The 24,418-nt window shown below is 73.7% G+C and carries 19 protein-coding genes; 7 read left to right on the top strand and 12 right to left on the bottom strand.

Features of this window, described 5'->3' with window-relative positions:
• Positions 1 to 10: 10 nt before the first annotated feature.
• Positions 11 to 2,239, bottom strand: a complete 2,229-nt coding sequence (locus tag AC07B0_RS06135; RefSeq protein WP_478896962.1) for a xanthine dehydrogenase family protein molybdopterin-binding subunit — start codon at positions 2,237 to 2,239, stop codon at positions 11 to 13.
• A 458-nt stretch (positions 2,240 to 2,697) separates the two neighbouring features.
• Here AC07B0_RS06135 and AC07B0_RS06130 point away from each other — a divergent pair, with 458 nt between their 5' ends.
• Positions 2,698 to 4,122, top strand: a complete 1,425-nt coding sequence (locus AC07B0_RS06130) for a PP2C family protein-serine/threonine phosphatase (protein WP_356870632.1) — start codon at positions 2,698 to 2,700, stop codon at positions 4,120 to 4,122.
• A gap of 138 nt (positions 4,123 to 4,260) precedes the next feature.
• Here the strand turns inward: AC07B0_RS06130 and AC07B0_RS06125 are convergent, their stop codons facing one another.
• Entirely contained in the window at positions 4,261 to 5,760 is a 1,500-nt protein-coding gene (locus AC07B0_RS06125) for a DNA-binding protein NsdB (RefSeq protein ID WP_356870631.1), read from the bottom strand.
• Between the two features lie 229 nt (positions 5,761 to 5,989).
• Here AC07B0_RS06125 and AC07B0_RS06120 point away from each other — a divergent pair, with 229 nt between their 5' ends.
• Complete coding sequence (locus tag AC07B0_RS06120) at positions 5,990 to 7,114, top strand: aminoglycoside phosphotransferase family protein (RefSeq protein WP_356870629.1); 1,125 nt, start codon at positions 5,990 to 5,992, stop codon at positions 7,112 to 7,114.
• Between the two features lie 206 nt (positions 7,115 to 7,320).
• Complete coding sequence (kstD, locus tag AC07B0_RS06115; RefSeq protein ID WP_478896960.1) at positions 7,321 to 9,099, top strand: 3-oxosteroid 1-dehydrogenase; 1,779 nt, start codon at positions 7,321 to 7,323, stop codon at positions 9,097 to 9,099.
• A gap of 22 nt (positions 9,100 to 9,121) precedes the next feature.
• Here the strand turns inward: kstD and AC07B0_RS06110 are convergent, their stop codons facing one another.
• The 4 genes from AC07B0_RS06110 to AC07B0_RS06095 all read right to left on the bottom strand — a co-directional run bounded on the left by AC07B0_RS06110 (position 9,122) and on the right by AC07B0_RS06095 (position 13,968).
• A complete protein-coding gene (locus AC07B0_RS06110) occupies positions 9,122 to 9,622 on the bottom strand; it encodes a hypothetical protein (protein ID WP_281209983.1) in 501 nt (166 codons plus the stop codon).
• A gap of 152 nt (positions 9,623 to 9,774) precedes the next feature.
• Positions 9,775 to 10,593: a maleylpyruvate isomerase family mycothiol-dependent enzyme gene (locus tag AC07B0_RS06105; RefSeq protein ID WP_478896958.1), complete on the bottom strand. Its 819-nt coding sequence runs from the start codon at positions 10,591 to 10,593 to the stop codon at positions 9,775 to 9,777.
• 34 nt (positions 10,594 to 10,627) lie between these two features.
• Positions 10,628 to 13,459: an ATP-binding protein gene (locus tag AC07B0_RS06100; RefSeq protein ID WP_478896956.1), complete on the bottom strand. Its 2,832-nt coding sequence runs from the start codon at positions 13,457 to 13,459 to the stop codon at positions 10,628 to 10,630.
• Between the two features lie 101 nt (positions 13,460 to 13,560).
• Positions 13,561 to 13,968 (bottom strand): ACT domain-containing protein, encoded by a 408-nt coding sequence (locus AC07B0_RS06095; protein ID WP_356870621.1) that lies wholly within the window; start codon positions 13,966 to 13,968, stop codon positions 13,561 to 13,563.
• 26 nt (positions 13,969 to 13,994) lie between these two features.
• On the opposite strand from AC07B0_RS06095, the gene AC07B0_RS06090 reads away from it, so the two are divergent.
• Entirely contained in the window at positions 13,995 to 15,173 is a 1,179-nt protein-coding gene (locus tag AC07B0_RS06090) for a low temperature requirement protein A (protein ID WP_469377378.1), read from the top strand.
• 96 nt (positions 15,174 to 15,269) lie between these two features.
• On the opposite strand, the gene AC07B0_RS06085 is transcribed toward AC07B0_RS06090, so the two are convergent.
• The 5 genes from AC07B0_RS06085 to AC07B0_RS06065 all read right to left on the bottom strand — a co-directional run bounded on the left by AC07B0_RS06085 (position 15,270) and on the right by AC07B0_RS06065 (position 19,762).
• Positions 15,270 to 15,497 (bottom strand): DUF397 domain-containing protein, encoded by a 228-nt coding sequence (locus tag AC07B0_RS06085; protein ID WP_469377756.1) that lies wholly within the window; start codon positions 15,495 to 15,497, stop codon positions 15,270 to 15,272.
• 190 nt (positions 15,498 to 15,687) lie between these two features.
• The gene (locus tag AC07B0_RS06080) at positions 15,688 to 16,863 is read right to left on the bottom strand and encodes a thiolase domain-containing protein (protein ID WP_356870615.1); all 1,176 of its coding nucleotides are present in this window, start codon (positions 16,861 to 16,863) and stop codon (positions 15,688 to 15,690) included.
• Positions 16,860 to 17,918, bottom strand: coding sequence for a thiolase domain-containing protein (locus tag AC07B0_RS06075; RefSeq protein WP_356870613.1), 1,059 nt, complete (start codon positions 17,916 to 17,918; stop codon positions 16,860 to 16,862). The genes AC07B0_RS06080 and AC07B0_RS06075 overlap by 4 nt, the downstream gene beginning before the upstream one ends.
• Positions 17,918 to 18,877, bottom strand: a complete 960-nt coding sequence (locus tag AC07B0_RS06070) for a Zn-ribbon domain-containing OB-fold protein (RefSeq protein WP_356870611.1) — start codon at positions 18,875 to 18,877, stop codon at positions 17,918 to 17,920. Before AC07B0_RS06070 ends, AC07B0_RS06075 begins: the two co-directional genes overlap by 1 nt.
• An 84-nt stretch (positions 18,878 to 18,961) precedes the next feature.
• The gene (locus tag AC07B0_RS06065) at positions 18,962 to 19,762 is read right to left on the bottom strand and encodes a crotonase/enoyl-CoA hydratase family protein (RefSeq protein WP_356870609.1); all 801 of its coding nucleotides are present in this window, start codon (positions 19,760 to 19,762) and stop codon (positions 18,962 to 18,964) included.
• Positions 19,763 to 19,961: 199 nt separating this feature from the next.
• On the opposite strand from AC07B0_RS06065, the gene AC07B0_RS06060 reads away from it, so the two are divergent.
• On the top strand, positions 19,962 to 21,593 hold the full coding sequence (locus AC07B0_RS06060; RefSeq protein ID WP_478896953.1) for an acyl-CoA synthetase: 1,632 nt from the start codon (positions 19,962 to 19,964) through the stop codon (positions 21,591 to 21,593).
• 99 nt (positions 21,594 to 21,692) lie between these two features.
• On the opposite strand, the gene AC07B0_RS06055 is transcribed toward AC07B0_RS06060, so the two are convergent.
• A complete protein-coding gene (locus tag AC07B0_RS06055) occupies positions 21,693 to 21,908 on the bottom strand; it encodes a hypothetical protein (protein WP_356870605.1) in 216 nt (71 codons plus the stop codon).
• A gap of 222 nt (positions 21,909 to 22,130) precedes the next feature.
• Here AC07B0_RS06055 and paaK point away from each other — a divergent pair, with 222 nt between their 5' ends.
• Positions 22,131 to 23,438 carry a phenylacetate--CoA ligase PaaK gene (gene paaK / locus AC07B0_RS06050; protein WP_469377387.1) on the top strand — a complete coding sequence of 436 codons (1,308 nt, stop codon included), beginning with the start codon at positions 22,131 to 22,133 and terminating at the stop codon, positions 23,436 to 23,438.
• Positions 23,439 to 23,559: 121 nt separating this feature from the next.
• A complete protein-coding gene (locus AC07B0_RS06045; protein WP_356870601.1) occupies positions 23,560 to 24,414 on the top strand; it encodes a YhjD/YihY/BrkB family envelope integrity protein in 855 nt (284 codons plus the stop codon).
• Positions 24,415 to 24,418 lie beyond the last annotated feature (4 nt).

The following is a 24,418-nucleotide window of genomic DNA, read 5'->3' as shown; positions in this document are numbered from 1 at the left end:
ACTCCAGCGGTTAGCGCGGGTAGGGGGTGAAGTCGACGTCGAAGTCGAGGGGGAAGCTGCGCGGCTTGGAACCGGTGGCGCGGGCCCAGGCGTTGGCGATCGCGCCGACGGCGGCCGGCACTCCCAGCTCGCCCGCGCCGCCGGGCTCCGAGCCGGTCGCCGGGAGCACGAAGACGCGCACGTCGCGGGGGGTGTCGCGCTGCTGCGCCCAGTGGAACTGGCTGTAGCTGCCCTCCAGCGGGAGGCCCTTGTCCAGGTGCAGACCGGCCCGCAGGGTGGTGGAGATCGCGTCGGTGAGACCGCCGATCATCTGTGCCTCCAGCCCGCGCGGGTTGACGGGCAGGCCCACGTCGACGGCGATGACCGCCTTGGTGACGCGGACCCGCTCCGGATCCCGGGTGTCGATCTCCACGAGGCAGGCCGTACGGGACTTGTACTCCTCGTGGAAGGCGATGCCCTGCGCGCACCCGGCCGGCATCGCGCGGCCCCACTCGCCCTCGGCGGCCGCCTTGTCGAGGACGGCGCGCTGGGCGTCGCTCTTCAGGAAGGTCCGGCGGAAGCGGTAGGGATCCTTCCCGGTGGCCGCGGCGAGTTCGTCGACCACGATCTCCTCGGCCCCGCGCGTGTTGGCCGAGTACACGGAACGCCAGGACGCGGTGGGGATGCCGGTCGGCACCTCGGTGAGGGCCTGGGTGGTGAGCCCGAAGTGGTACGGGGACTTGACCGTGGTGAGGAACAGCGTCTGGGCGAGGGTGGCGTTGCCGATGCCCAGCGGCAGGCTGGCCGCCGTGGCGGTGATGATCTCGCCGAGTCCGTGCCGGAAGTCCGTCTCGGCGGCGGCGACCCGGTGCTCGAAGCTCAGTACCTCGCCCAGCAGGTGGGTGGCCCGGATCCGGTGGTGGGTGGCGGGCCGCATCCGGCCGTGCCGGGTGTCGTCCACCCGGGTCCACATGAGCTTCACCGGGCGGCGGCAGGCCTTGGAGATCCGGGCGGCCTCCAGCGCGGCGTCGAAGAACAGCCGGCGGCCGAAGGAACCGCCCGCCTGGACCACGTGCACCTTCACCTTGTCCAGCGGGAGCCCGAGGTCGGCGGCGATGGTCTGGCGCGCGACGATCGGGGACTTGAGCCCGGACCAGATCTCGGCGCGGTCGTCACGGACGTCGGCGATCGCGGAGTTGGTCTCCATGGGAGCGTGGCTGACGAAGGCGAAGTCGAACTCGGCGTCCACGTACGGGGTGAGCAGCGGCGGCACCAGCAGCGGCGGGGTGGCGGCGCGCAGCTTCGTACGGATCTGGGCGTCCGACAGCTGGTCGGCGGGCCCGGGGCCCCAGGTGACCTGGAGGGCGGCCTTGGCGTCGAGGGCCTGGCCGAAGGTCTCGGCGACGACGGCGACGCCGGTCGGGACGGTCACCACCTCCAGGACCCCGGGCATGGCCCGGACCGCGGCGAGGTTGGCGACGGCCCGCACGCTGCCGCCGAGGGTGGGCGGGCGGCGCACCACGCAGGGCTTGGCGCCGGGAACGTCGAGGTCGAGGGTGTAGCGCTGGGCGCCGGTGACCATCGCGCGGGCGTCGATCCGGCTGGTCGGAGTGCCGACCAGGGTGTGCTTCGCGGCCGGCTTCGGGGCGGCGCCGAGGACGGTCAGTCCCGGGGCGGCGGCGGCCACGGCGAGGCTGCCGTAGCCGGCGGTGCGGCCGTCAGGGGCGCGCACGGTGCCGTTCGCGGTGGCCAGGCGGGAGGCGGGCAGGCTCCAGCGCTCGGCGGCGGCCGCGACGAGCCGGGCGCGGGCGGTGGCGGCGGCCTGCCGGACGGGCCCGTAGAGGGAGCGGATGGAGTTGGAGGAGCCGGTCAGCTGGTTGAAGAGCAGCTCGGGGCGTGCGTCGTCCAGCTCCACGCGGACGGCGTCCAGCGGGGTGTCGAGCTCCTCGGCGACGAGCATGGCGACGGCGGTGGTGAGACCCTGGCCGACCTCCTCGCGCGGCAGCCGGAAGCGGACGGTGCCGTCCGTCTCCACGACCAGGGCGAGCAGGGCGGAGGTGGGCGCTCCGGCCAGGATGAACAGGTCCCCGAGGTCCACCAGGTCGGCGATGGCCGGCAGGCTCGGGATCACGGCGTGGGCGGGCTGCGGTGCGACGAGATCGGCGCCGGCGCGGGTGACCAGGGCGAGCGTCGGCGCCGCGACGAGGTGGGTGAGGAAGGAGCGGCGGCTGCGTCCGGCCGCGCGGCCCTGTTCGGTCATGTCGTCGTGTCCCCAACCCCTGCCCGGGCCCGCCGACGCGGACCGCCCCCGGCTCGTTACCGGCACGTAGCGTAGCGATCACGGGGTGAGCTGGGAAGCGGGAGGCGGAACCGGTGTCCGGTGGTGCACGTCGTCACCCCGGGGGGTCCTTCGTTCGGGGGTTAACCCGGAGGAGCAGCGGCCGTCCCGGGAAGCGGGCGCGCTCGCGCCCCCGCTCGCACAACTCGCCCGTACGAGCGAACCACCACCCCCGGAAGACCGGTTTCCGGCCGGACGCGGGGGCCCCGGACCGGATTCGTTCGCACACGGCAGGAGGCCCCGGCTCGCCGGTGGCATATGCCCCGAGCAAGACCGTTACGGATGTTGCCAAACGCCTTACAGCCCAACTCCCGCTGTGCAACAGTCGTAACCGGTCCTTCTTTCAGACCTGGCCGTGCCGCGCCTGTATCGGAGTTCTCATGCCGTCCCACCTGTACGCGGACCTTCCCGCGCAGCCGCCCGAGCCCGGGTCGGTGGACGCACTGATCTCACAGACCCGCCGGCTGCGGGGCGAAGTGGACGCGGTGCGCCGCGACACCGTCGTGGACGACGACGACGCCCAGGGCCGCTGGCAGCGCGCTCTGTGCGACCTCGCCGTACACCACCTCGACGACCTCGGCCAGCACCTCGGCCAGCTCAAGGAGGGCCTGCCGCCCGCCCCCGAGCCCCTCGAACTGCCCCACGCGGCCCCCGAGCCCACCGCCGAGGACCGCCAGACGCGCGTCGGCAGCGCCGAGTGGAACCTGCTGACCGACGAGGTGACCTGGTCCGAGGAGCTCTTCCAGATCTTCGGCCGCTCCCCCGAGGCGGGCGCGCTGCCCCTCGACGAACTGGGCTCCACCCTGTTCTCCGAGGACCAGCCGACGCTGACCGCGATGGTCACCGACTGCCTGGTGGACGGCAAGCCGATAGACGGCGAGTTCCGCATCGTCCGGGCCGACGGCCGGGTACGGACGCTGCACATGAGGGGCGAGCCGGTCCTCGACTCCGACGGCTGCACGGCCTCCATGTGGGCCGTGCTGCGGGACGTGAGTGAACTGCGCAGGAGCCAGCGGGCGGTACGCGAGTCGCGTGACTCGCTCCAGCGCCAGCGGGAGATCGCGCAGACCGAGCACCGGCTGGCGGTCGAGCTGCAGGAAGCCGTGCTCCCCCCGTGGCGCGGCTCCCTGCGGTTCCCGCACGACAACGCCGGCGCGATGGACGTGGCCGCGCACTACCTGCCCTCCGCGACCAGTGCCCTGATCGGCGGAGACTGGTACGACGCCCTCGAACTCCCCGACGGGCGCTCCCTGCTGACGGTCGGCGACCTGACCGGACACGGGGTCAGCGCGACCTCCGGCATGGCGATGATGCTCGGCGCCCTGCGCGGCATGGCCATGGCCGGCATCGAGCCGGGCCCCCTCATGGGCTGGCTCAACCAGCTGCTGGAAACCTCCGTACAGCCCGCGCTCGGCTCCGCCGTGTGCTGCCGCTACGATCCCGCCCGGCGCGTCCTGTCCTGGGCCCAGGCCGGCCACCCCGCTCCCCTGCTGTTCCGCCGGGGACAGGGGCGCTCGCTGCTGCCGCCGGAAGGCGTCCTGCTGGGAGCCACCTCCGGGGCGGTGTACGGACAGGCCGAGGAACGCCTGGAGGCGGGCGACGTACTCGTCCTGCACACGGACGGACTGACCCCGCGCAGCATCGAGTTCAGCCGCGCGGACGGCACCGAGCGACTGCTGGCGCTCGCGCCCCGGTTCTCCGCGGCCCGGTCCGCGCGGGACTGCGTGCGGATGGTGACGGAGGAGTTCGGCGAGAGCGAGCGCGAGGACGACGCCTGCGTGCTGGTCGCCCGGATCGGCGGCTAGTACGGGACCGGTCCGACGGACCGGCGGCGTCACGGGAACCGCAGGGTCACGGGATCGCCGGAACGGGATCAGGGGAATCGGGGGCCGCGCCGGAAGGCGCGGCCCTTCTCGTCCCCGCCACGGCACACCGGCGGCCCCTCAGACCCCGGTGCCGCGCGGGGCGCGCGGCGCCGGGCCGTCGGGGAGGGCCAGCTCGATCTCCTCGCGCAGGTCCTCGATGCGCGCGTACCCGGCGTACTGGCCGGTGAGCCGGTACATCTCGCGCAGCCGGTCCCAGGTGCGGTGCGAGGAGGTCTCGTTCATCGAGACCAGGGCGAGGCGGGCGTAGCGGTCGGCCTGTTCCGGATCGTCGGCGATGAAGCAGGCCGAGGCCATGGAGATGTAGTCGAAGATCTGCGAGCGCTGGTAGCCGTCACCGCGCAGCCGCAGCGCCTCCCTGGCGTGGCGCGCGGCGACCGGCGCGGCCGTCGCGTCGTGGTCGGCGAGCGTCCGGTACGCCAGGGCCTGCATGCCGTGCAGGTCCGCCTCGTCGAAGTGCTGCATCCACGAGGGCGGCGGGACGTCGCCCTTGTCGGAGACGAACAGGTCCTCGGCCTCGCCCAGCGTGCGCCGCATGGCCTGGCCCTTGCCCATGGCCGCCTGCGCCCAGGCCTCGATGGTGTGGAGCATGGCCCGGGTGCGCGGCAGGGTCTGTTCCCCGGAGCCCGACTGGGCCAGCTTCATCAGGTCCAGGGCCTCGTGGGGCTTGCCCAGGTGCACCATCTGGCGGGCGGCGCGGGACAGTGCCTCGCCCGCCCGCGGGCGGTCCCCGCCCTCGCGCGCCGCGTGGGCGGCGATGACGAAGTACTTCTGGGCGGTGGGTTCCAGGCCCACGTCGTGGGACATCCAGCCGGCCAGTACCGCGAGGTTGGCCGCCACCCCCCACAGCCTGCGCTGCAGGTGGTCGGGGTGGTGGTAGGCCAGCATGCCGCCCACCTCGTTGAGCTGGCCCACCACGGCCTTGCGCTGGAGCCCGCCGCCTCTGGAGGCGTCCCAGGCCCGGAAGACCTCGACGGACCGTTCCAGGGCCTCGATCTCCTGGGAGCCGATCGGCGCCGCCTCGTAGCGGTCGTAGCCCGCCGGATCGGCGTGGTGGGCGTCTCCGCCGAAACTCCGGGCCTCCTTGGCGGTGGCGGGGTCGGTGTGCAGCCAGTCGTACATGGCGTTGCTGAGGGCTGAGCCGGCGGTGAGCGCGGCTCCCGCGCCCATCAGGCCGCGACGGTTGAGCATGAGGTCCATTCCCGTGAATTCGGTGAGGACCGCGGCTGTGCGTTCGGGCGCCCAGGGCACTCCGTCGGGGTTCTCCTTCGCCCCGTCCGGCTGCCGTTTCGAGGTGCGCCGCTGCCGTACGAACCCGAGGTCCTCGATGGTCACGACACGACCGAGCCGCTCGGTGAACAGGGCTGCCAGTACGGTGGGAACCGGTTCGCGGGGGGTCTCCCCCATGTCGATCCAGCGCCGCACCCGCGAGGTGTCGGTGGCCAGCTGGTGGTGGCCCATGGCGGCCGCCTGCCGGTTGACCATCCTCGCGAGTTCGCCCTTCGACCAGCCGGCGAGGCCGAACAGGTCGTTCAGGCGGGTGTTTGGTCCCTTGATCACGTCAAGCCCCCAGGTTCTCGGCTGAGTTGACAGTAACCCCCCGTCAGGTGCCCAGCGACTATTCGCCAGGCTTCGCCAGGGCACGCCCGATGGTTCGCCACCTGCCGCCCGGTGTCAGGTAGGAATGCGCCTCCCCGACCCGGTCACCGGCGGAACTCCCCAGGGTGAAGCCGGGATCGGCGGGGTGGCGTACGCAACTCGTCGGCGCACGAAGGGAACCGTAAACGCCATGTACGCAGCAACGTCCTCCGTGTCCGCCCCGGTCCGGCCGCACCGCACGCTCCAGGCGGGCGGCGGCCCCTACCTCGACCCCGGCCGGCCGCCGGCCCCGGCGCAGGGCGCCGTGCGGGCCCGGCGCCTGCCGGGGGCCGGGTCACAGCCGCTCAGCGGAAGGATCGACCTGTCGGGGCCGCAGGGGGCGCAGCTGCGCACCGCGCTCGCGTCGGTGCAGCGGATCTGTCCGGAGTTCGCGCCGGTCCAGGTGCTGCGGCGCAGCGGCCGGTCGGTCCTCCTGGTGGGGACGACCGGACGGATGACCGCCGTCGCGAAGGTTTTACTGGACCATTCGCCCGAGTGGCGCGAGCGGTACCGGCACGAAATAGCGACGTACCGGGCGTTCGTCCGGCACCGCCCGCCGGTCCGGGTACCTCGGCTGATCGCCGCCGACCCGGAGAACTGCGTACTGGTCGTCGAGCGGATGGCGGGCCGGGTCGCGGCGCTCCAGCGGCATCCGGTGGAGGCCCCGCCGCGGCCCGACCTGCGGGCGGCGCTGGGCGCGGTGTGCCGGGTGAACCAGTGGCGTCCGCCGGCCGAGCTGTTCGGGCACCCGGTGGACTACGCGCGGCGGATCGCGCGGGACCACCAGCTGGGGCTGCTGACCGACCGGGACTTCGGCGACCTGCAGAAGCTGCTCCACGGGCTGCGGCCGGCGAGCATCCCGTGGCAGTTCAACCACGGTGACGCCCTGCTGTCGAACCTGCTGCTGTCGCCGGCCGGACCGGTGCTCCTCGACTGGGAGCACGCGGGCTGGTACCTGCCGGGCTACGACCTGGCGACGCTGTGGACGGTGCTGGGTGACGCCCCCGCGGCGCGCAGCCAGATCAGCCGGCTGGCCCAGTCGGCCGGCCCCGCGTCCCGGGACGCCTTCCTGGTGAACCTGATGCTGGTGCTGACCCGGGAGATCCGGATGTCGGAGACGGCCGTGCAGCGGTCGATGCTGGCGACCGCCCCGAGCCAGCCGTTGCCCGCGGGTGCCCTGTCCTCGGGCGAGGAGCAGCGGCTGCTGCTCCGCCGCCTCCACGACGACGCCGGGATGGCCCGCAGAGCCGTCCGCGCGGCCGTCGGCACGCGCTGACTCCGGCGCCCGGAGCCCCGAACGGCGATCCCGTGTCCCGCACACCCGGTGTGCGGGGCACGGGATTCCGTGCGTTCGGGGCCCGGGCCGGCGGCGGGCGGGGCGGGCGCGTGACTTGACATCACATGATCCCCCGAACACCTTTTCTGACTAAGCATCAGAAATGCTGGAGCCGCCCCCTTCCTCCCCGCCGCTGGAGCCCGCCCATGACCGACAGCCCGGAAGTTTCCCGCTCCGCCCTCCCCTCCCGCCGGACCGTCCTCGCCGGGACGGGGGCCGGGGTGCTCGCCGCCACGGTGCTTCCGGGAGCCGCCGCGCGGGCCGACGGGACCCCGCTCGGCGAGTACGACGTCGTCGTGGTCGGGTCGGGGGCGGCCGGGATGACGGCCGCCCTGACGGCCGCCAGGCGTGGCCTGAGCGTGGTGGTGGTCGAGAAGGCCCCGACCTTCGGCGGTTCCGCCGCGCGCTCCGGCGCCGGGATCTGGCTGCCGAACAACTCGGTGATCCTGGGTGCCGGAGTCCCGGACACCCCGCAGAAGGCGGCGACGTACCTCGCGGCGGTGGTGGGGCCCGAAGTGCCGGCCGACCGGCAGCGGGCGTTCCTCGCCAACGGGCCCCGGATGCTGGACTTCGTCATGGCGAACAGTCCGCTGAGGTTCCGCTTCATGGACGGGTACAGCGACTACTACCCGAACCTGCCGGGCGGGCTGCCGAACGGCCGCTCGATCGAGCCGGACGAGATCGACGGGAACGTCCTGGGCGCCGAGCTGGCGCACCTGAACCCGGCGTACATGCCGGTGCCGGCCGGGATGGTGGTGTTCAGCCAGGACTACAAGTGGCTGAACCTGGCGGCGGTCAGTGCGAAGGGGCTCGCGGTGTCCACCGAGTGCCTGGCCCGGGGCGCGAAGGCGGCCCTGCGCGGGGAGAAGCCGCTGACGATGGGCCAGGCCCTGGCCGCCGGCCTGCGCGCCGGGCTCCAGCGGGCGGGGGTGCCGGTGTGGCTGAACACCCCGCTGGTGGACCTGGTCCAGGAGGGCGGCGCGGTGACGGGCGTGGTGGTGGAACAGCAGGGCGTACGGGGCGTCGTGCGGGCCCGCAAGGGGGTGGTCGTCGGCTCCGGCGGCTTCGAGCACAACGCGCAGATGCGGGCGCAGTACCAGCAGCAGCCGATCGGCACCCAGTGGTCGGTCGGCGCGAAGGAGAACACCGGCGACGGCATCCGGGCCGGCCAACGGGCCGGGGCGGAGCTGGCGTTGATGGAAGACGCCTGGTGGGGGCCGTCGATCCCGCTGCCCGGGGAACCGTACTTCTGTCTGGCGGAGCGGACGCTCCCCGGCGGCTTGATCGTCAACCGGGCGGGCACCCGGTTCGTGAACGAGGCGGCGCCGTACAGCGACGTGGTGCACGTCATGTACGACAAGGACCGGGGCGCGGCGGGTTCGCACATCCCGGCGTGGCTGATCGTGGACCAGAACTACCGCAACCGGTACCTGTTCAAGGACATCCTGCCGACCCTGCCGTTCCCGGACTCCTGGTACGAGGCGGGAGCGGCGAAGAAGGCCTGGACGTGGGACGCGCTGGCGGGCCAGATCGGGGTTCCGGCGGCCGCGCTGCGGGCGACGCTGGGCCGGTTCAACGCCCAGGCGTGGAACGGCACGGACCCGGACCACCACCGGGGCGACAGCGCGTACGACCACTACTACACGGACCCGGGCGTGCACCCGAACTCGTGTCTGGCGCCGGTGTGGGTGCCGCCGTTCTACGCGTTCAAGATCGTGCCCGGTGACCTGGGCACGAAGGGCGGCATCGTCACGGACGCGCGGGCGCGGGCGCTGCGGCCGGACGGCTCGGTGATCCGGGGCCTGTGGGCGGCGGGCAACGCGAGCGCGGCGGTGATGGGGCACAGCTACGCGGGGGCGGGATCGACGATCGGGCCCGCGATGACGTTCGGCTACGTGGCGGCGAACGACATCGCGGACGCGTGACGCGGGCCGTGCCCCCGAGGGCTCAGCCCTGCTGGAACAGCTCGGCGGGGAGCGGCTTGAGCAGCGCGTAGAGGTCGTCGGTGATCGGCCGGTCCCAGCTGGCGATCGTCACGAGGACGTTGTCGCTGCGGTCGAACTGCACGCAGGAGATCCGGCTCTCGGAGAGCTTGACCTTGCGGACGATGAGGAGGTTGTCGCCCTGCATGACGGGGCAGTCCTCCGAGCCGGTGACCTCGACCTCTTCCTCGTTCTCGAGGGCGTCGAGGAGCTGGGCCACCTCGAAGGGGACCTCGCCCTCGGCGAGGTCCCGGGCCGGGGACCCCTCGGGGAGGTTGCCGATGATCATCGCGGGGCCGCGGCCGCCGAACAGGTCGTAGCGGAGGAAGACGCCCTGGCAGCTGCCGTCGGGGGCGGGCAGGAGCCCGGCCCCGAGGTTGCCCGGCCAGTCCCCCGGGTCCATGGCCAGGACGTCGAAGTCCGGGCCGGCGGGTGTGGCGGCGCGGTGGCGGCGGAGGAAGGACATGCCGCCATGGTACGTGGCCGCACGCGTTTTCCGGCGCGGGGGCCCCGGGGGCCCGGCCGGCCCGAAGATCGCGGACCTGCGGAGTACGGGGCCTCGCGGGAATCGGCTCCTTACCCGGCGACTCGGGCGTCGTGATCGGCCAGGGGGACGGCCTAGACCGGCGGCACCAGGGTGAACCAGTGGTCGAGCAGCGGGGCGTCGCCGGTGACCTGCAGCCGGGCGGCGGGCAGCCGCTGCCAGAGGAAGAGCGCCAGGTCCGAGGCGGTGCCCTCGGCCTCGACGGCCACCGGGCCGGTGCCGTCCGCTTCGGTGCGGACCTCGTCGCCGGTGAATTCCACCGTCCAGGATCCGGGGCCGTCGGTGCGGCGGAAGCGGTAGCGCTCGCCGGCGCCGGCCGGGGCCGGTTTCCAGCCGCGGCGGGCCGGGGCCATCACCTCGAAGGTCTGGGCCACGGCGTCCGCGGCGAGGGCGGGGTCGAGGGGGGCGGGGTCGCCGGTGACGGTTTCGGCGTCCCAGCGGTGGACGGCCTGTTCGATGGTCTGCATGCGGGCCCAGAATCCGCTGGTGCGGTCGGGGGACCAGGTCCATACGGGTACGTCCGGTCCCAGCTCGCTCAGGGCCCCTGCCAGGTCCGCGGCGGCGGCCGCCGACCAGTCGAGGAGGGCGTCGGGGACGGGGCCCCGGTTCGGGGTCCGGTCGGGCATCGGCCAGGCCGCGCGCACGGCCGGGTCGGCGGGGATCGCGTAGAGGGAGAGGTCGCTGGGGTCGGGGGCCGCGGTGAGCTTGCCGCGCAGGACGTGCGCGAGGTATCGCTGGACCCCGCCGAGGTGGCCGACGAGGTCGGAGAGGGACCAGCCGGGGCAGGACGGGACCAGCGGGGCCTCCCGTCCGCCTGCGGCGGCGCGGCGGACGGCCTCGTCGAAGGCGGCGGCCTCGCTCCGGAAGAGGGTGAGCCGGGTCAGGTGATCCATGGGGATCACCCTTCCCGTCACGTACCGGGGTGATTCACCTTGCGCCACGGGCGAACGCCGCGAGCGCGTCGGCGAGTCCGGCGGGGTCCGTGCCCAGTTTCCGGCAGACGGCGGACAGTTCGGGTCCGGCCCGGTACGGGGATCCTCCGATCACGGCCCTGGCGGTGCCGAGTTCCTCCGGGGTCGGCTCGTCCTCCCAGGAGGAGCCGCAGGGCAGGTCCCCGCCGAGGGCGAGCAGCCGGTCCGTGACGGTGGCGGTCAGGGCGTCCGCCCCGCATTCGCGGCTGGTGAGCAGCGCGCGGGTGAGGACGGCGCGGTCCCGGGTCTCGGTGCCGAGGGCGGCGAGCGCGAGGGCCAGTTCGTAGCCGGCCGGGGAGGCGGCGAGCAGGGTGACGGCCTCTTCCAGCAGGGGGCGCCGGTCCTGCGGCGCGGCGACCTCCGCCGAGACCCGCAGGGCCTGTCCGATGCCGGAGGGGGCGCCGAAGGCCCGGGCCCGGCGGACGGCTCCGGCGGCGAGCGCCCTGGCCCTGGCGGGGTCGTCGGGTTCGACGGCGCGGGCCAGGTGCAGCCGCCAGGGGCACCAGGAGGGGTTCTGGATGCCGCGCGGGGTGAGCCGCCGGTCCACGGCCTCCAGTTCGGCGGTGGCGGCCTTGCGGTCGCCGCGGGCCAGCAGCAGTTCGGCGTACACGGTCTGGGAGTCGGGGAAGACCACGGCGGCCGGGAAGGGTTCCCCGTACTCGTGTTCCCGTGCCAGTGCCCAGGCCTCGTCGGTCCGGCCGCGGGCGATCAGGGTGGTGACGAGGATGGCGATGGCGTACCAGTGCACGGGCGTGCGGCGGCCCACGCGTTCGGCGAGTCGGAGTCCGGTGCGGGCCAGTTCCTCGGCCTCCACGAGGCGGCCGCGGCGGTAGCGGACGTAGCCGCGCAGGCTGTGGGCGAAGGACAGGTGGGCGCCGTGCCAGCCCTGGCGTTCGAACTCGGCGGTGCCCGCCTCGAAGAGTTCCTCGGCGCGGCCGGGCCGGTCGGCGTACATGTGGACCATGGCGGCCAGGACCGGGACCTCGAAGCCGCGGTCGGCGTAGGCCCAGCTGAAGTGCTCCTCCAGGACCCGTCCCGCGTGGTGCAGGCCCACGGCGACGGGTTCGCCGCGCAGGCAGGCGTCCCAGGCGCGCAGGCCGATGACGTACCGCTCGGTGAGGTCGCGGCCGGTGAGGTGGTCGGCGAGTTTGGCGAGGCGGCGGGAGCGGGCCGGGGAGTCGGGTTCGGCGGCGTTGAAGGCGTCCCACATGAACTGTTCGGACTGCAGGCGGAGCCGGGCGCGGGCGTCCTGGGTGTGCGGGATCTCCCGGGCGAGGAGCTCGGAGGCTTCGGCGAGGTGGTCGCTGTGGGCGAGGACCTGGGCGAGGCGGATGACGATGCCCTGGCGCAGGGCCGCGTCGTCGAAGGGTTCGGCGAGGGCCGCCCGCAGGTGGTTGACGGTGTTCGCCGGTTCGGTGAGCAGGGAGGCGCAGCCCAGTTCGTAGAGCACGGCGGCGCGTTCGTCGAAGTCCGGGGGTTCCTGGAGGGCGCGGGCGAGCTGGCGGCGGGCGGCTTCGGGGGCTCCGGCCCGGAGGTTCTCGGTGGCGGCCTCGCGCAGGGTGCGCACCACCCAGGGGTCGTTCTCCGGCTGGGTTTCGAGGAGGTGGCGGGCGGCGGCCGAGGGGCCGAGTCCGGCGTCGACGACCGCGGCGGCGGCCTTGCCGTGCAGGGCGACGCGCAGGGCGTCGGGGATGGCCCGGTAGATGGAGGTGGCGATGAGCGGGTGGACGAACTCCAGTCCGGTGCCGTCCTCTTCGCCGGCCGCGGAGAGGATGCGGGCGTCGCGGAGCCGGGCGGTGGCGCCGGCGGCCTCCTCGGCGCCGAGACCGGCGACGCGGGCGGCGATCTGCTGGGGGATGGCGGTGCCGAGGACGGCGCAGGCCCAGGCGAAGCGGACGGTGGAGGGGCCGAGGCTGTGCAGGCGGGCGACGAGGCCGCTGCCGCGCTGGGCGGCGGCGAGGTCGCGCAGCAGCGGGGCGCTGGCCTCGACCGGGGGCAGTCCCTTGTCGCGGACCTTGACGGTGAGTTCGACGGCCTCGAAGGGGTTTCCGGTGGTGACGGCCCACGCCTCCCGGCAGAAGGCGTCGTCGGCGTGCTCGCCGACCGCTTCGCGCACCAGTGTGGAGACGGCGGCGGCGCTGAGCGGGGCGAGGGTCAGCGGGCGCTGTCCGGCCCGGCCGGGCAGGGTGCGGAAGGCCTCGGCGTGCGCGGGCAGTTCGTCGGGCCGGTAGGCGACGACGAGGAGCAGCGGGAGGTGTTCGGCGCGGGGGGCGAAGGCGGCGAGCCAGCCCAGGGATTCGGGGTCGGCCCAGTGGGCGTCGTCGAGGACGAGGACGACGGGGGGCAGTTGGACGGTGAGGTGGGTGAGGACCCAGTCGAGTCCGTCGCGCAGGCCCTGGGGGTCGGGGGCGGCGCCCTGGGTGGGGGCGCAGAGGCCGAGGGCGGGGCCGACGATGGCGTACCAGCTGCCGAGGGCTTCGCGGAGGGCGGTTTCGGAGCGGCCGGCGAGGCGGGGCTGGATGAGCTGGCGGGCGACGTGGAAGGGCTGGCTCTGTTCCTGTTCGCCGCCGCGGGCGGCGAGCAGGGTGCAGTCGCGGGCCAGGGCCCGGCGGCGTACTTCGGCGAGCAGGGTGGTCTTGCCGAGTCCGGCCGGGCCGGAGAGGGCGAGCAGGGCTCCGCCCGCGTCGGGTCCGGCGTCGGTGAGCCGGTCGAGGGCCTCGTCGACGGCGACGAGTTCCGCTTCCCGTTCGAAGATCGTGCGCCGTGTGCGGGTCCGGCGTTCCGTCATGGCTGGTACCCCCCAGGCCTGTTCGGGGCATCAGCGTACGCCCGCGCACGCGCCGGGGAGGGCCTGCGGTCGGGAAAGATCGGAATGTTTTCCGGATTTCCTTATTCCGCCGAACGGGTGGCGAGTTCCTCCAGTACGGAGACGGCTTCGGCGGCCCGGTCGGCGGCCACGAACAGGTGGTCGTGGTGGTAGCCGGCGATCACGTTGCAGCTGAGTCCGTGGGCGGCCAGTTCGGCGGCGAAGGCTCCGGTGAGGCCGACCGCGTCGAGGGCGGAGTGGATCCGCAGGGTGATCCAGCCGGCGGTGTAGTCGTAGGCGAGCGCGGCGGCGTCGGCGTCCTCCTGGCGCAGGACCAGGGTGAGGCCCTCGGGTTCCAGGACGGTGGCGACGGGGGTGAGGCCGTCGGGGACCCGCGCGGACGCGGGGAGGGTGCAGAAGACGTACCGGCCCTCGTTCAGCTCGGGCCGCATGCCGCTCAGCAGTTTCCGCAGGTCGCTCTCTCCGCTCATGCGCCCACCCTACCTATCATCCCGATATGACCGAATCGGCGGCCCCGGCGGCGAACGAACCGGGCGAGCGGCACGCCTCCTGGCTGGAGCTGTTCTTCGACCTGACGGCGGTGGCCGGGGTCGCCCAGCTGGCACACCTGCTGCACGGCGGGCCGGACCGGGCCGATCTCGCCCTGTACACGGTGATGTTCCTGGCCTTCTGGACGGGCTGGATGCTGTTCACGGTGTACGGGAACGTCACCGGCGAGCAGGCCCGCACCCGCACGGTCCTCGTGGGGATGTTCGGGATGGCGGTGATGGCGGCCTCGGTGCACGGGGTGCGCGAGGACACGGCGTGGGCCTTCGCCCTCGCCTACATCCTGGTGCGGTCCCTGGCCGGCAAGGCGTGGGGGCGGCGCGGGGAGTACGTGGCCGACCTGCCGATCACCCAGGTCGGGCTGGGGCTGACGCCGTGGGTGGTGTCGATGTGGTGCGACGGGACGGTCCGGTACGCGCTGTGGGCGCTGGGGCTGGCCGTCGACCTGGCCGTCACGTTCGCGTTCTCGGCGCGGAGGGTGGCGGCGCGGGTGGACAAGGAGTACGCCGGGGCCGCGGCTCGCGGACGACGGCCGCGCGCGGCCGTGACGGACGCACCGCACCTCGGGGAGCGGCTCGGCCTGTTCGTGCTGATCGTGCTGGGCGAGGCGATCGCGCAGATGGTGGCCGCCGCCTCGGTGGCGGAGTGGGACTGGGCGCTGTACGGGGTGGGCGTGGGGGCCTTCGTGCTGCTGCTCCAGCTGTGGTCGCTGTCGCTGCGCAACGGCGCGGACGGGATCCCGCTGCTCGCGGCGGACGCCCTGCCGGTACGGCTGGCCCTGCCGCTGCACGGTTTCACGGCCGGGGCGGTGGCGGCGTTCGCGGCCGCCACGGGCGATGCGGTGGCGCACGCGGACGGGGACGTACCGGCCGCCGTGCGGTGGCTGATGTGCGGGAGCCTGGCGGTGTACCTGCTGATCGCGGGGGTGGCGGCGAGGTGTTCGGGGCGGGGCGCGGGGCGTGCGCTGCTCCTGGTGGCGCCCGCGCTGGTGCTGGCGGCGGCCCTGGGAGCGGCCGCGGACGGCTGGGGGCCGGTGGCGCTGGTCTGGACGCTGGTCCTCGCGGTGCGGTGGCCGCTCCTGGTGGAGCGGCTGCGTCCGTCGCCGCCCCCGGCCCGGGTGCCGTCGTAGCGGCGCGATGCCCGAGGGGGCGGGCGGGCGAAGGCGACGGCGCGGTGCGGCGGTGGCCGGGGGCGGCGGCCGCCCCCGGCTCCGTGCGTGCGGCCGTCAGGTCAGGCCGAACCTTCCGCCCCGGGCCTCGACGACGAACTTGCGCCACTCGTCCGGCGCGAAGATCACCGAAGGGCCGTCCGGGCGCTCGCTGTTGCGCATCGCGATGAACCCCTCGACGAAGGCGATCTGAACGTCCCCCACCCCTCGGCTGCCCGGCTGCCAGTCCGCTCCGCTGAGATCGAGATCGGGCCTGCTCCAGCCGGCGAAGGGTCGCGAAGTCATGCTCTCGGCCACGTGCGTGCTCCTCCCGGTACGTCGTCCGGCCGCCCACAGTAGCCATCGCGCCGGGTGCCGCACAGGCCACGGTGCGCCACCGGTGCCCGGGAACCCGCCCGGGCACCGCCGGGCCACCGCCCGGCTGCCCCGCGGACACCTCCGGGTCACCGTCCGCCCGTGGCCGGGGCGGGGCCGGTCAGGTGCCGGGGGGCTGGGAGCCGACCAGCCACATCGCGAAGAACTGGGCCCCGCCTCCGTACGCGTGGCCCATCGCGCGGCGGGCGCCCGGCACCTGGTGCTCCCCGGCCAGCCCCCTGACCTGGAGCGCCGCCTCCGCGAAGCGGATCATGCCGGAGGCGCCGATCGGATTGGTGGACAGCACCCCGCCCGAGGGGTTCACGGGGAGGTCGCCGTCGAGTTCGGTGACCCCGGCCTCGGTGAGCTTCCAGCCCTCGCCCTCCTCCGCGAAGCCCAGGTTCTCCAGCCACATCGGCTCGTACCAGGAGAACGGGACGTACATCTCCACCGCGTCGATCTCCCGCCGCGGGTCGGTGATCCCGGCCTGCCGGTAGACGTCGGCCGCGCAGTCCTTGCCGGCCTGCGGGGAGACGAAGTCCTTGCCCGCGAACAGGGTCGGCTCGCTGCGCATGGCACCGCCGTGCACCCAGGCCGGCGGTTTCGGCGAACGGGCCGCGCCCGCCCGGTCGGTGAGGACCATCGCGCAGGCGCCGTCGGAGGACGGGCAGGTCTCGGAGTACCGGATCGGGTCCCACAGCATCGGCGACGCCTGGACCTTCTCCAGGGTGATGTCGTGCTCGTGGAGGTGCGCGTACGGGTTCTTCAGCGCGTTGCGCCGGTCCTTGTACGCGACGAGCGAGCCGACGGTGTCGGGGGCGCCGGTGCGCCGCATGTACGCGCGCACGTGCGGGGCGAAGAACCCGCCCGCGCCGGCCAGCAGCGGCTGCTGGAAGGGGACGGGCAGGGACAGGCCCCACATGGCGTTGGACTCGGACTGCTTCTCGAAGGCGAGGGTGAGGACGGTCCGGTGCACGCGGGCGGCGACCAGGTTGGAGGCGACGAGGGCGGTCGAGCCGCCGACGGAGCCCGCCGTGTGCACGCGGAGCATGGGCTTGCCGACCGCGCCGAGGGCGTCCGCCAGGTACAGCTCGGGCATCATCACCCCCTCGAAGAAGTCGGGGGCCTTGCCGATGACGACCGCGTCGATGTCGGCCCAGGTCAGTGCGGCGTCCGCGAGGGCGCGGGCCGCGGCCTCGCGGACCAGTCCGGCGATGGACACGTCGTGGCGGGCGGCCACGTGCTTGGTCTGGCCGATCCCGACGATGGCCACCGGCTCCTTGCCCGTCGTGCTCATCGGCGTTCTCCTTCCAGGACCGCGACCAGGTTCTGCTGGAGGCAGGGGCCGGAGGTGGCGTGGGCGACGGCCCGGTCGGACTCGCCGCGGTGGATCCGGGCGGCGGCCTCGCCGATCCGGATCAGGCCCGCCGCCATCATCGGGTTCGCGGCGAGGGCTCCGCCGGAGGGGTTGACGCGCACCGCGTCGCCGAGCCCGAGGGCCTTGCGGAGCACGACCTCCTGGGAGGAGAACGGCGCGTGCAGTTCCGCCGTGTCCACGGGGGCTTCGAAGACCCCGGCGCGTTCGGCGGCGAGCCGGGTGGACGGGGAGTCGGTGAGGTCGCGCAGGCCGAGGGCGTGGGCTTCGATGCGGTGGTCGATGCCGGTGATCCAGGCGGGGCGTTCGCACAGCCGCCGCGCCACGTCCCCGGCCGCCAGGATCACGGCGGCCGCGCCGTCCCCGACGGGCGGGCAGTCGCCGGTGCGCAGCGGCGCCACCTGGTAGTCGCCCTGCGGGACCTCCCCGGTGAGCTGGGCGTGCGGGTTGTCCGCGGCGGCGGCCCGGCTGCGGGCGGCGATGGCGGCCAGGGCCTCCTCGTCGGTCTCGCCGGCGTCGATCAGGGCCCGGGCCTGGAGCGCGGCCAGGGCCACGGAGTCGGGCCAGAGCGGGGCGAGGTAGTAGGGGTCGAGCTGGCGGGTGAGGACGTCGCGCAGGGAGCCCGGGGAGGACTTCCCGTACGAGTAGACGAGCGCTGTGTCCGCCTCGCCGGTCTGGATCTTGACCCAGGCCTCGTACAGGGCCCAGGCGCCGTCCATCTCCACGTGCGACTCGGAGATCGGCGGCCAGGCGCCGACGCCGTCGAGGGTCATGGTGAAGGAGAAGGCCCGGCCGGCGAGGTAGTCGCTGGATCCGGAGCAGGTGAAGCCGATCTCCTTGGCCTTGAGGCCGGTCCGCGCGAGCACCTGGTGGAGGACCGGCATGACCATCTCGACTTCGCTGAGCTCGTCGGTGCGGCGCAGGTGGTCGCTCTGCGCGAAGGCGACCACCGCGACCTCGCGGGCGTATCGGGCCATCAGATGAGCTCCTTGTACGCGTCGTAGTCCGCGTCCGGCTCGCCGGTGGGGCGGTAGTGGTCGGGGTAGCGGCCGCCCTCGGTCCACACCGGTTCGACGCGCAGGCCCATGCGGACCCGGTCGTACGGGATGCCTCCGATCCGGCCGTGGAGGGCGAGGCCGGCGCCGTCGAGGGCGATGTGGGCGTAGACGTAGGGGACTTCGATGTCCAGGTTCCTGGCCTTGATGTTGACGATGCAGTACGTGGTGACCGTGCCGGCCGGGCCGACCTCGACCTGGTCGGTGGTCGCGACCCCGCAGGTGGGGCAGGCGCCGCGCGGCGGGACGTACACCTTGTGGCAGGAGGGGCAGCGCTCGCCGACGGTCTTCCGCTCGGACAGGGCGTTGATGTAGGCGGTCTGGGCGCGGCCGGGGCTGTAGGTGTAGTCCAGGCGGGCCTCGGCGACGATGCCGGTGACGGCGTCGGCGAAGAGCCCGTCGTGCGGGGCGGCCTCCGGCGCGGCGGGGCCCTCGTACGGCTCGAAGCAGGCGATGTCGGTGATGGCGCCGGTACGCTCGGCCGCCCAGCGGATCCGGACGCGCATGCCGGTGGTCACGGCGTCGGGGCCCGGTGCGTCGAGGGCGTGCAGGATCGCCGTGTCGGCGCCGTCGAGGCGGACCAGGGCCCAGGCGAAGGGGGTGGCGAGGGGCTGGTGGGGGCGGGGGGCGGCGTTCCAGGCCCAGGTGGTGACGGTGCCGGTGGCGGCGACCTCGACGAGCTCGCGGATCTCCTCGGCGGTGACGGGGTCGTATTCGGCGGGCGGCACCATCACCTTGCCGTCGGAGGTCCGCACGCCCAGTACGACGCCCTCGCGCAGGCCGGTGAGGAAGGCGCTCTGGACGGGGCCGAGGGAGCGGGTGAAGGGGAACTCGACGACGAGGGGCGCGCGCAGCACCTCGGGTGGGGAGGCGGCGGTCATGGGGGTCTCCGATTCTCCGGGGCGGGGGCCAAGCGGGCGGGGGCGGGCGGGGCCGCGGGCGGGTCAGGTCGGGGCAGGGCGGGGTCAGGTCCGGCGGTACACCGGAGGGCGCTTCTCCGCGAACGCCCGGGCCCCTTCCTTCGCGTCGTCCGTGTCGAAGACCGGCCAGCCCCGGGTCAGTTCGGCCGCCAGGCCCTCCGTCTCCGTCAGCTCTGCGGTCTCGTAGACGGACGCCTTGACCGCCTCGACGGCGAGGGGCCCGCACGCGTTGATCCGGCCGGCGATCTCCAGGGCGGTCTCCAGGGCGGTCCCGTCGGGGACGACCCGGCCGATCAGGCCGATGCGGGCGGCTTCCTCCGCCGGGTAGGGGCGCCCGGTCAGCAGCATCTCCAGGGCGTGCGTGCGCGGGATCTGCCGCGGCAGCCGCACCGTGGAGCCGCCGATCGGGAACAGGCCGCGCTTCACCTCGAAGAGCCCGAAGGTGGCCCCGGCCCCGGCGACGCGGATGTCGGTGCCCTGGAGGATCTCGGTACCGCCCGCCACGCAGTACCCCTCGACCGCCGCGATCACCGGTTTGCGCGGCCGGTGGTGGCGGAGCATCGCCTTCCAGTGCAGGTCCGGGTCGGCCTTCAGCCGGTCCCGGTACTGGTCCCCCGCCATGCCCTTGCCTGCCAGCGCCTTCAGGTCCATGCCGGCGCAGAAGTCCCCGCCCGCCCCGGTCAGCACCACCGAGCGGATCGCGTCGTCCGCGTCCGCCTCCAGCCAGCCGTCGTAGAGCCCCACCAGCAGCGGAAGCGAGAGCGCGTTCTTCGCTTCCGGCCTGTTCATGGTGAGCACCAGCGTGGCGCCGTGGCGTTCCACGGTCAGGTGTTCCGTCCCACCCATTGCCGTCCTCCCGTCTCAAGACCTAGAACAGGTTGCAGTAGGGGCGGGTGCAGTTCAATAGTTTTCTGACACACAGTCAGTTTTCTTGGGCGGCTCCCTTCCCACTTGCGTGCGGCGGCGCTGTAATGACCGCCGAAGCGGACGGGCCGGCGCCCGGACACGGGCCGGCCATCGGATGTCACCAGGGTCAGGAGGAACGGTGGAGTACAACCTTGCCGACCTGTTCGAGTCGGTCGTGGACGTGGTCCCGGACCGCGAGGCCCTCGTGTACGTGGACCACCCCGGGACCGGCGCCGAGCGCCGCCTCACCTACGCGGAGCTGGACGCGGCGGCCAACCGCCTCGCGCACCACCTGCTGGACAGCGGGCTGAAGGCCGGCGAGCACCTGGGCCTGCACCTCTACAACGGCGTCGAGTACCTCCAGACCGTGCTCGCCTGCCTGAAGGCGCGCCTGGTTCCGGTGAACGTCAACTACCGGTACGTGGAGGAGGAGCTGGTCTACCTCTACAACGACGCCGACCTCGCCGCACTGGTCTTCGAGGGCGAGTTCACCGGGCGGGTCGCGGCCGCGCTGCCGCAGACGCCGAAGCTCCGGCACCTGATCCGGGTCGGGGAGGCCCCCGGGGGATCCCCCCGGCCGGCGGTCGAGCCGGTCCCGTACGCGGACGCCGAGGCGGCCGGCTCCCCCGGGCGCGGCTTCCCGGCCCGCAGCGCCGACGACCTGTTCATCATCTACACCGGCGGCACAACCGGCATGCCCAAGGGCGTCATGTGGCGGGCCGAGGACCTCTTCTTCGCGGGACTCTTCGGCGGCGAGCCGACCGGGGAGCCGGTGAAGCGGCCGGAGGAACTGGCCGAGCGGGTCGCCGCGCGCGGCGCCGGGCTCACCTTCTTCCCCGCTCCCCCGCTGATGCACGGCACCTCGGCGCTGACCTCGTTCATCGCCTTCAACTACGGGCAGCGGGTGGTCATCCACCGCAAGTACGTGCCGGAGGAGGTGCTGCGCACCATCGAGAAGGAGAAGGTGTCGAGCGTCTCGCTCGTGGGCGACGCGATGCTCCGGCCCCTCATCGACGCCCTGAACGGTCCCATGGAGGGGACGGACCTGTCCTCGCTGTTCAGCGTCTCCTCGTCCGGGGCGATCATGTCGGAGACGGTGCGCGCCGAGTTCCAGCGGCTCGTGCCGAACGTGCTGCTCCTGAACAACTTCGGCTCCTCGGAGTCCGGGTCCAACGGCCGGGCGACGAACGACTCCGGCCCGGAGAAGGGCCTCCGCCTGGAGGTCAACGACCGCACCCAGGTGGTGGACCCGGTGACGTACGAGCCCGTGGCGGTGGGCGTGCCGGGCCGTCTCGCCCAGCGGGGGCACGTCCCGCTCGGGTACTACAACGACCCGGCGAAGACCGCCGAGACCTTCTTCCGCAAGGGCGAGGAGCGGTGGGTGCTGCTCGGCGACATGGCGACGGTCGACGGGGAGGGCATCGTCACGGTCCTCGGCAGGGGCTCGCAGTGCATCAACACGGGCGGCGAGAAGGTCTACCCGGAGGAGGTCGAGCAGGCGCTGAAGTCGCACCCCGACGTGTACGACGCCCTGGTCGCGGGCGTCCCGGACCCGACCTGGGGCAGTCACGTGGCCGCGGTGGTGCAGGTACGGGCCGGAGCTGCGGAGCCGACGCTGGACGAGATCCAGAACCACTGCCGGACCAGGCTGGCGGGCTACAAGATCCCGCGGCAGCTGGTCATCGCGCCCGCCATCCAGCGCTCCCCGAGCGGCAAGGCGGACTACCGGTGGGCGAAGTCGGTGGCGACGGAGGCGGACGCGGCACGCTGACGGCTGACGGCTGACGGCTGACGGCTGACGGCTGACGGCTGACGGCTGACGAGACATGGGGGTGTCCGGCGACCGGCCGGGCACCCCCTAGGACTGCGGCTAGAACTGCGACCGGAGCTCGGCGGCGACGCCCCGGGCCCAGCCGGCGAGTTCGGGGCGGCTCGCGCCCTGACCGAGGGCCTCGGCCTGGGCGTCCGCGAGCCGCTGCGGACCGGAGTCCTCCAGCAGGTGGGCCGTCTCGGCGAGCAGCCCGGCCAGGCGGCGGGCTTCGGACGCGCTGAGCCGCACCGACACCGCGGGGTCGATGACGGACATGGCCGTCGCCTCCCTTCGCGCCTCCTCCGGCGGGGGCACCTCATTTCGACCGTACGCCCCCGCGCGGGGGCCCGCCGCCCAGGAGGCCCGGCCGCCGGTCACCGCCGGCCGGCTCCGCGAGGGACCCGATCAGACGATCACTCGTTCGAGTCATTGATTTACCCGGCAGGGTCCGGCACTCTACCGAATGAACGTTCGGTTGGCTCTCGGTGAGGTGACGGCATGACGGCGTACGCGGATCTCCACGACGAAGGCGAGCGGCTCAGCGCCGACGAGCTGGCGGCGCTCCAGCTCAAGCGGCTGCGGGCGACCCTGCACCGGGCGTACGACCGGGTGCCCTTCTACCGGAAGGCCTTCGAGAAGGCGGGACTGCATCCCGACGACTGCCGCTCCCTCGCCGACCTCGCGCTCTTCCCGCTGACCACCAAGGCCGACCTGCGCGACCAGTACCCCTTCGGGATGTTCGCCGTCCCCCGCGCCGAGGTGCGCCGCATCCACGCCTCCAGCGGCACCACCGGCCGTCCCACGGTCGTGGGCTACACCGAGGGGGACCTGTCCACCTGGGCCGATGTCGTCGCCCGGTCCCTGCGCGCGGCCGGCGCCCGGCCTGGACAGCTCGTCCACATCGCCTACGGGTACGGCCTCTTCACCGGCGGCCTCGGCGCCCACTACGGCGCGGAGCGGCTCGGCTGTACGGTCGTGCCCGCCTCCGGGGGCATGACGGACCGCCAGGTCAGACTCATCCAGGACTTCCGGCCCGAGGTCATCATGGTGACCCCCTCCTACATGCTCACGCTGCTCGACGAGATGGAGCGCCAGGGCATCGACCCGCGCGGCACCTCGCTGCGGACGGGCGTCTTCGGCGCCGAGCCGTGGACCGAGGAGATGCGCCGGGAGATCGAGGAGCGGCTGGACATCGACGCCGTGGACATCTACGGCCTGTCGGAGGTGATGGGGCCGGGCGTGGCGCAGGAGTTCGCCTCGCACAAGGACGGCCTGCACATCTGGGAGGACCACTTCTACCCCGAGGTGGTGGACCCCTTCACCGGCGCGGTGCTGCCCGACGGCGAGACCGGGGAGCTGGTGTTCACCTCGCTCAGCAAGGAGGCCATGCCCGTCATCCGCTACCGCACCCGGGACCTGACGCGGCTGCTGCCCGGTACGGCCCGGCCGTCCTTCCGGCGGATGGAGAAGGTGACGGGCCGCAGCGACGACATGATCATCCTGCGGGGGGTGAACCTCTACCCGACGCAGATCGAGGAGATCCTGCTGCGCTCCCCCGCCCTCGCACCGCACTTCCAGCTGCGGCTGACCCGGGAGGGCCGGATGGACGCCCTGACCGTACGGGTGGAGGCGCGCCGGGACGCCGACGGCGGGCAGCGGGAGGCGGCGGCCGCCGAGGTGGTGCGGGCCGTCAAGGAGTCCGTCGGGGTGTCCGTCGCCGTGGAGGTGGTCGACCCGGAGACGCTGGAGCGCTCGGTCGGCAAGATCAAGCGGCTGAAGGACCTCCGCGAGGGCGGGGAGGGCTGAGGAGGGCCGGTGCGAGCCGGGGCGAGCCGGACGGGCCGGCGGGCGTCCGAAACCACCCCTTCGGGCCCACTTCGGTACCGCTCCCGGGAGCCGGCGGCCGCGTCCGGGTAGTGCATGAGGCGTGACCTCGATCCTCCGGCAGCTCTACGACCGGCTCCAGGGCTCCCAGGCCGGGCTGGCCTGGAGCCGCGGCCGGGAGATCGAGCTGATGCACCGGGCGATGGGCTTCGCGGCCCTCGGGTTCCTGACCCTGGTGCCGCTGCTGGTGGTCGTGGCGGCCGCGGCGCCCGGCAGCGGTTCGGGCTTCGGCCGCTGGCTCGGCCAGGCCCTCGGGGTGTCCCCCTCCTCCCGGGCCCGGGTGGAGATGCTGTTCGGGGCGGCGGACCTGGCGCTGGAGCGGACCACGGCCTTCGGTCTGGCCGCCCTGGCGGTGTTCGGCCTGACCTTCGGCTCCGCCGTGCAGACCGGGTACGAGAAGGTCTGGGACGTGCCGACCGCCCGCTGGCACACCATGTGGCGCCACGTCATCTGGCTGGCCATGCTCGTCTGCTACCTGGCGCTGCTCGTGGGGATCCCCGCCCCCTCCGACGATCCGCTCGGCACGGTCCTCGGCACGGCGGGTGACCTGTGCGGCACCTGCCTGTTCTTCTGGGGCTCGGGGCGGCTCCTGCTCGGCGGCAGGGTCCGCTGGCGGGCGCTGCTGCCCGGTGCCGTGGCCACCAGCCTGGGCCTGCTCGGCCTGCGGGTGTTCTCGCAGCTGGTGTTCTCGCCGCTGATCGCCTCCAACGCCGTCACCTACGGCCCGTTCGGGACGCTGCTCGTCGTCCAGTCCTGGCTCGTCGGAGTCGGCTTCGTCGTCTACGGCGGCGCCCTCGTCGGGCGCCTGGTCCACGAGCACCTCACGCTGCGCCGCCTGCACCGCAGCGGCGTGCTCGCCGACGGTCCCGGCGAAGGCCACCCGCCGGAACCGGGATGAGCGG

The sequence above is a fragment of the Streptomyces sp. NPDC044704 genome (genome assembly GCF_056433525.1).
Note: the sequence above shows the minus strand (reverse complement) of the source record. Positions and strands in the feature narration are given on the sequence as shown.

Bases quoted from the DNA above. Each gene is read 5' to 3' on its own strand.
- AC07B0_RS06055 (WP_356870605.1), bottom strand. From the start codon at position 21,908: ATGTCCGTCATCGACCCCGCGGTGTCGGTGCGGCTCAGCGCGTCCGAA.
- AC07B0_RS06070 (WP_356870611.1), bottom strand. From the start codon at position 18,877: ATGACCGCCGCCTCCCCACCCGAGGTGCTGCGCGCGCCCCTCGTCGTC.
- AC07B0_RS06090 (WP_469377378.1), top strand. From the start codon at position 13,995: ATGACCGAATCGGCGGCCCCGGCGGCGAACGAACCGGGCGAGCGGCAC.
- kstD (WP_478896960.1), top strand. From the start codon at position 7,321: ATGACCGACAGCCCGGAAGTTTCCCGCTCCGCCCTCCCCTCCCGCCGG.
- AC07B0_RS06075 (WP_356870613.1), bottom strand. From the start codon at position 17,918: ATGGCCCGATACGCCCGCGAGGTCGCGGTGGTCGCCTTCGCGCAGAGC.
- AC07B0_RS06065 (WP_356870609.1), bottom strand. From the start codon at position 19,762: ATGGGTGGGACGGAACACCTGACCGTGGAACGCCACGGCGCCACGCTG.
- AC07B0_RS06110 (WP_281209983.1), bottom strand. From the start codon at position 9,622: ATGTCCTTCCTCCGCCGCCACCGCGCCGCCACACCCGCCGGCCCGGAC.
- paaK (WP_469377387.1), top strand. From the start codon at position 22,131: ATGACGGCGTACGCGGATCTCCACGACGAAGGCGAGCGGCTCAGCGCC.
- AC07B0_RS06105 (WP_478896958.1), bottom strand. From the start codon at position 10,593: ATGGATCACCTGACCCGGCTCACCCTCTTCCGGAGCGAGGCCGCCGCC.
- AC07B0_RS06100 (WP_478896956.1), bottom strand. From the start codon at position 13,459: ATGACGGAACGCCGGACCCGCACACGGCGCACGATCTTCGAACGGGAA.
- AC07B0_RS06130 (WP_356870632.1), top strand. From the start codon at position 2,698: ATGCCGTCCCACCTGTACGCGGACCTTCCCGCGCAGCCGCCCGAGCCC.
- AC07B0_RS06080 (WP_356870615.1), bottom strand. From the start codon at position 16,863: ATGAGCACGACGGGCAAGGAGCCGGTGGCCATCGTCGGGATCGGCCAG.
- AC07B0_RS06085 (WP_469377756.1), bottom strand. From the start codon at position 15,497: ATGACTTCGCGACCCTTCGCCGGCTGGAGCAGGCCCGATCTCGATCTC.
- AC07B0_RS06135 (WP_478896962.1), bottom strand. From the start codon at position 2,239: ATGACCGAACAGGGCCGCGCGGCCGGACGCAGCCGCCGCTCCTTCCTC.
- AC07B0_RS06120 (WP_356870629.1), top strand. From the start codon at position 5,990: ATGTACGCAGCAACGTCCTCCGTGTCCGCCCCGGTCCGGCCGCACCGC.
- AC07B0_RS06095 (WP_356870621.1), bottom strand. From the start codon at position 13,968: ATGAGCGGAGAGAGCGACCTGCGGAAACTGCTGAGCGGCATGCGGCCC.